General features: G+C 54.9%; 5 protein-coding genes. 1 reads left to right on the top strand and 4 read right to left on the bottom strand.

Annotated elements, in window-relative coordinates; genetic code table 11:
* Positions 1-165 precede the first annotated feature (165 nt).
* Together HMPREF9538_RS18375 and HMPREF9538_RS18380 are read right to left on the bottom strand one after the other, a co-directional pair.
* On the bottom strand, positions 166-843 hold the full coding sequence (locus tag HMPREF9538_RS18375; protein WP_002898927.1) for an isochorismatase family protein: 678 nt from the start codon (positions 841-843) through the stop codon (positions 166-168).
* Positions 844-861: 18 nt separating this feature from the next.
* A complete protein-coding gene (locus HMPREF9538_RS18380) occupies positions 862-1,722 on the bottom strand; it encodes a pirin family protein (protein WP_004199757.1) in 861 nt (286 codons plus the stop codon).
* Between the two features lie 114 nt (positions 1,723-1,836).
* Here HMPREF9538_RS18380 and HMPREF9538_RS18385 point away from each other — a divergent pair, with 114 nt between their 5' ends.
* The gene (locus tag HMPREF9538_RS18385) at positions 1,837-2,742 is read left to right on the top strand and encodes a LysR family transcriptional regulator (RefSeq protein ID WP_004183627.1); all 906 of its coding nucleotides are present in this window, start codon (positions 1,837-1,839) and stop codon (positions 2,740-2,742) included.
* A gap of 189 nt (positions 2,743-2,931) precedes the next feature.
* On the opposite strand, the gene HMPREF9538_RS18390 is transcribed toward HMPREF9538_RS18385, so the two are convergent.
* Both HMPREF9538_RS18390 and HMPREF9538_RS18395 read right to left on the bottom strand, forming a co-directional pair.
* Positions 2,932-3,504, bottom strand: coding sequence for a TetR/AcrR family transcriptional regulator (locus tag HMPREF9538_RS18390; protein ID WP_004224069.1), 573 nt, complete (start codon positions 3,502-3,504; stop codon positions 2,932-2,934).
* A gap of 94 nt (positions 3,505-3,598) precedes the next feature.
* Entirely contained in the window at positions 3,599-4,462 is an 864-nt protein-coding gene (locus HMPREF9538_RS18395; RefSeq protein ID WP_004176596.1) for an arginase family protein, read from the bottom strand.
* Between the last annotated feature and the right edge of the window lie 281 nt (positions 4,463-4,743).

Genomic DNA, 4,743 nt, shown 5'->3' with positions numbered 1-4,743 from the left:
AGCCACTCGGACACCTCACCATATTGTCTTGCTGCTCACCTTGGGTGGGCAACGGGGCGCTACTATAGGGAGTTGCGTTAAAACGGTCAAGCATATTTTCTTCTTTCTTTGCCGTTCGCTCACGCAATGAACAATGCCCCGCTGCGGCTCAGCGGGGCGGGCGTTTTAGCGCTGGGAATCCAGCTGTTCGTTATTCTTCACGACGTCCTGCGCTTTGCTGTAGCTTTCGATCAGCAGCTGGTAGGCCGGGAAGACTTTGGTGTACACCTCCGCCCATTCTGCGGCGTCCGGGCGATTCCAGGTGCGCTGCAGCTCAGAGGCGACGGCGGCGGTATCCATTGGCACTACGCCGGCCTGTACCACGCGAGCCAGGGTGATCTCCTGCGCCATTTTGCTGTAGGTGCCGGAAGCGTCAATCACGGCAAACACTTTATAACCGTCGGCGACAGCGGCGATAGCCGGGAAGGCCATGCAGACGCTGGTGATGGTCCCGGCGATAATCAGCGTTTTACGACCGGTCGCTTTCACCGCGGCGACGAATTCCGGGTTATCCCAGGCGTTAATCTCACCTTTACGGGCGATGTATTTCGCATGCGGCGCGTTTTCATGAATCTCCGGGATCAGCGGACCGTTCGGCCCCTGCGGCACGGAGGCGGTCGTGATCACCGGGATCCCGGCAAGCGACGCCATCTTGGCCAGCGCGGCGGCGCGAGCGCGCAGCTCTGGCATCGGCATATCGCCGACGGTCTGGAACAGACCGCTCTGATGGTCAATCAACAGCATTGCGGTATCGTTAACATCAATCACCGGACGAGCACCGTTAAAGTTAGCGGGAGTAGACATAGTATTCACCTCAATCAGTTAGATTTGGCCAAAGCGGCCGCTGTTAAAATCGCGTACAGCTTCTGCGATCTGCGTTTTGTTATTCATGACAAACGGGCCATAGCCCACAATCGGCTCCTGTAGCGGTTCTCCGGCCATCAGCAGAACTTTTGCCGGGGCGGTCGCCTCCAGATGCACTGCGTCACCTGCCTGGCTCAGGACGGCCAGCTGGCCTTCGCGAGCAGATTCGGAACCGTTAATGATCACTTCCCCTTCCAGCACCACCAGCGCGGTACTCCAGCCCTCCGGTTGGCGCAGCGTGAGGTCGTGCCCCTGATTCAGCTGCAGATCCCACACGTTAAGCGGTGAGAAGGTATGGGCCGGGCCGCTGACGTCGTCATACTGGCCGGCAATAACCCGAACCTGTCCGGCGCCGTTCGCCAGCGCCACGGTGGGGATCGTCCCGGCGGTAATGCTCTGGTAGCCGGGGGTCGCCATTTTGTCTTTCGCGGGCAGGTTGACCCACAGCTGGATCATCTTCAGCTCGCCGCCGCTGCGGGTGAAGGCCTCCGAGTGGAACTCTTCGTGCAGGATCCCGGCGCCCGCCGTCATCCACTGCACGTCGCCTGGACCAATCACCCCGCCGCGTCCGGTGGAGTCGCGATGCTCTACTTCACCGGCGTAGACGATGGTGACGGTTTCAAATCCGCGATGCGGATGCTCACCGACGCCGCGTTTTTCGCTGCCCGCCGGGAAGGTGTACGGCCCGGCATAGTCGAGCAGTAAGAAGGGGCTCAGCTGCTGGCCGTGCGTCTGATAGGAAAACATCGAGCGAACCGGGAAGCCGTCGCCTACCCAATGCTGCGCAGGCGCGGTGTAGACTCCTGTGATCTGTTTCATGGCTTTCTCCTGTGTATCGGTATCTGATGTAAATAAGCTTATATCCGGGACGACGTATGCGGTAGTGAGCAAAAATGACCTATACTGTTCCAAAAATGGAACAATGGAGGAAGGATGCAGGATCTCAATGACTTCGCCTGGTTTGTCCAGGTGGTAGACCATGGCGGTTTCGCCGCGGCGGGGCGAGCGCTTGACCAACCGAAATCCAAACTCAGCCGCCGCATTGCGCAACTCGAGGAGCGGTTGGGCGTGCGTTTGATTCAGCGAACCACCCGTCAGTTCGCGGTCACCGAGGTCGGGCAGACCTTTTATCAGCATTGCAAAGCGATGCTGATTGAGGCCGAGGCGGCGCAGCAGGCGGTCGAGACGCTGCGCGCCGAGCCGCGCGGTAGCGTCAGGATCACCTGTCCGGTCACCTTGCTGCATGTCCATATCGGACCGATGCTGGCGCGATTTATGGCGCGCTATCCTGGGGTAACGCTGCATCTTGAGGCGACCAACCGCCGGGTGGATGTGGTCGGGGAGGGCATTGATGTGGCGATCCGCGTCCGTCCCCGGCCCATCGAGGATAGCGACCTGGTGATGCGCGTGCTGGCGGACCGCGGGCACCGGCTGGTGGCCAGCCCAGATCTCATTTTCCGGCTCGGACGTCCGCAGGCGCCGTCCGAGCTGAGCGCCTGGCCGGGCCTCAGCCTGGGTGCGAACAAGCATCAGCATAAATGGCAGCTCACCGGGCCCGGGGGAGCGAGAGCGGAAGTGTATTTCACGCCTCGAATGGTGACCACCGATATGCTGGCGCTGCGCGAGGCGGCGATGGCCGGCGTAGGCGTGGTGCAGCTTCCTTTATTAATGGTGCGCGATCAGCTGGCGTCAGGTGAATTAGAGGTGGTTCTGGACGAGTGGCAGCCGCGGCGGGAAGTGATCCATGCGGTATTTGCCTCACGGCGCGGGCTGCTGCCCTCCGTCAGGGCGCTGGTGGACTACCTCAGCGAAGAGTATCAGCGGATGGAGGAAGATTGATGGGTAGGCAGAGGTTTTTTGTCGGAACTCATATGTGAAAAGCGTCCGTACTTTTTCACGCACTCTTCGCAATCGCGTAGGCTCGTGAAAGATTGCTCACTGTGTGAGTCGTTTGCCGCTTGAGAGCGTTGGCTGTTATAAGCAACCTCTGGTTTTTTCGATACATCGTTTTACTATGACCGTCTGGTATTATTTAAGCAATTTTGCCATAACGTCAAAAAACATTGGCAGATCATCCTTGAATGAGAAGGTCGTGTTTATTGCCTGACGAGCGATTAAACCGTCAATAAGGGCAAAAATAATGATCGTGATTTCTTCAAGGTTAATATCACGGCGAAACTCTCCGGCAGCGATACCCTCCTGGATGAGCCGCGCGAAGCTTTTCCGCATGATGTCATCACTGGAGATATACGTTTTTCGCAGTTCTGGATTACGCGCAGACTCAGCCATGATTTCAACCCAAAGTTGATGTGTGATAGGGTAACCGATCTCGCTAATACAGGACGTGACTTGTGCACAAAGGCGATCAAAATAAGAGCCTGCATAGGTTGCATTATGGGCAGTCAGCGCGGAGTTCTGTTCTTCCAGTACAATAGCCTTAACAAGCTCATCCTTACTTTTGAAATACGTATACATTGCTCCTTGACTAATTCCTGCCCGGGTAGAGATTTCACGTACGCTTGTCGCACTAAAGCCTTTTTCCGCAAAGCAGGCAGCAGCAGCCGTAATCAACTTATGGTAGGTTTCGGTTTTTTTTAACATATCGGCATCTTGGTAAATTCGGTGTCCAGACTTTAACGCGCTTTTATGCAAGGAGCCAGAGCTAAACTCTGTCGTCTGGCTCCTGGATTTCGTCTTACTTTAGAAGGGGTAATTCACTGAGCATGTTCTTGAGATTCAGCATGTCCCAGGGCAAATGTTCAGCGATTGTCAGGCCAACGGGGACTGCTTTTGTCGTCGCTGCCGCTATCAGATTGAGTACATCCTCAATCGTCAGTTTGCCTTCAGCAACGTCGCCAAAATCGTGTTTTCCGCGCCCCGGTTTTGCAAAAAGAATGGAGCGGAACAGAGATGGGTCGAGTACGTCCAGATCGATATGGATCGCCAGATACGCAATCTTTTCTTTCGCTATCCACTCCAGGACTTCATCTGCACCGCTTTTAACCTGTTCAGGTGCTAGCGTCGTAATGTTATGGCGAGTGAGGTATTCAGCTTCATAAGGAAGTGGCGCGTGGATACCGGCAATCATTATTTTTGACGGATTAAGTTTGGTTTTTACATGGGCAACTAAATCGTTATCACCCGTACCCATTAGCGCACCAAGCACATGGGCATGCGCGTTTGGATATTGTTCAGCCGTCTGCACGTCAGGATGCGAGTCAATCCAGAGCACACCGAGTTTGTCTCCGAACTTATCGAGCAGGTGGGCGAAAGGCGCCAGCGAAACCAGGCAGTCTCCGCCTAAAATGACAATGCTATTGGGATCATGTTTTTCAATCAGTGCGGCAGCATTATTGAGTTGCCTGATGAGGGATGGCTTAGCCGTGATGTCATTAATCCTTGGCAATGGCTCTGTTGTTGGTAACTCAACAGGAACGATCTCAACGGGCCCTTTTGCTTCAGGAGAGAGAAACGAGAGGAGCTGCGAGCCAAGATAGTAGGGAGGATTGTTACCGCCTTGCCATTGAGGAAATATAAGTCGCAGTGTTTTGCTAGTCATTGGTACCTTCTGTGTTGTCATGTGCTAAAATGAATGAACGTTCATTCAGTTTTATATTGAATTACGGTCGATACGCAAGTAACAAAGCACTTTTCGTTAATGCATAACGTACACCATCCGGAGCGATATGATTTTCGTTATGCCGGGTGGCTCAAAGCGGAAGAGGGGATAGTGTTGGCGAACATCTTCGCTGCGCTGTTAATCGTGTGAAGAAGAGTCTGGCTTTGACAATACTGCGTAATGTCTGTGGTCAGTTGTCGAACCCCGGTCGGGGGTTCTCA

Origin of the sequence: Klebsiella sp. MS 92-3, assembly GCF_000195655.1 — a bacterium.
Taxonomy (GTDB): Bacteria; Pseudomonadota; Gammaproteobacteria; order Enterobacterales; family Enterobacteriaceae; genus Klebsiella; species Klebsiella pneumoniae.
The sequence above is the reverse complement of the archived record's forward strand: the minus strand, read 5'-3'. Positions and strand labels throughout refer to the sequence as shown.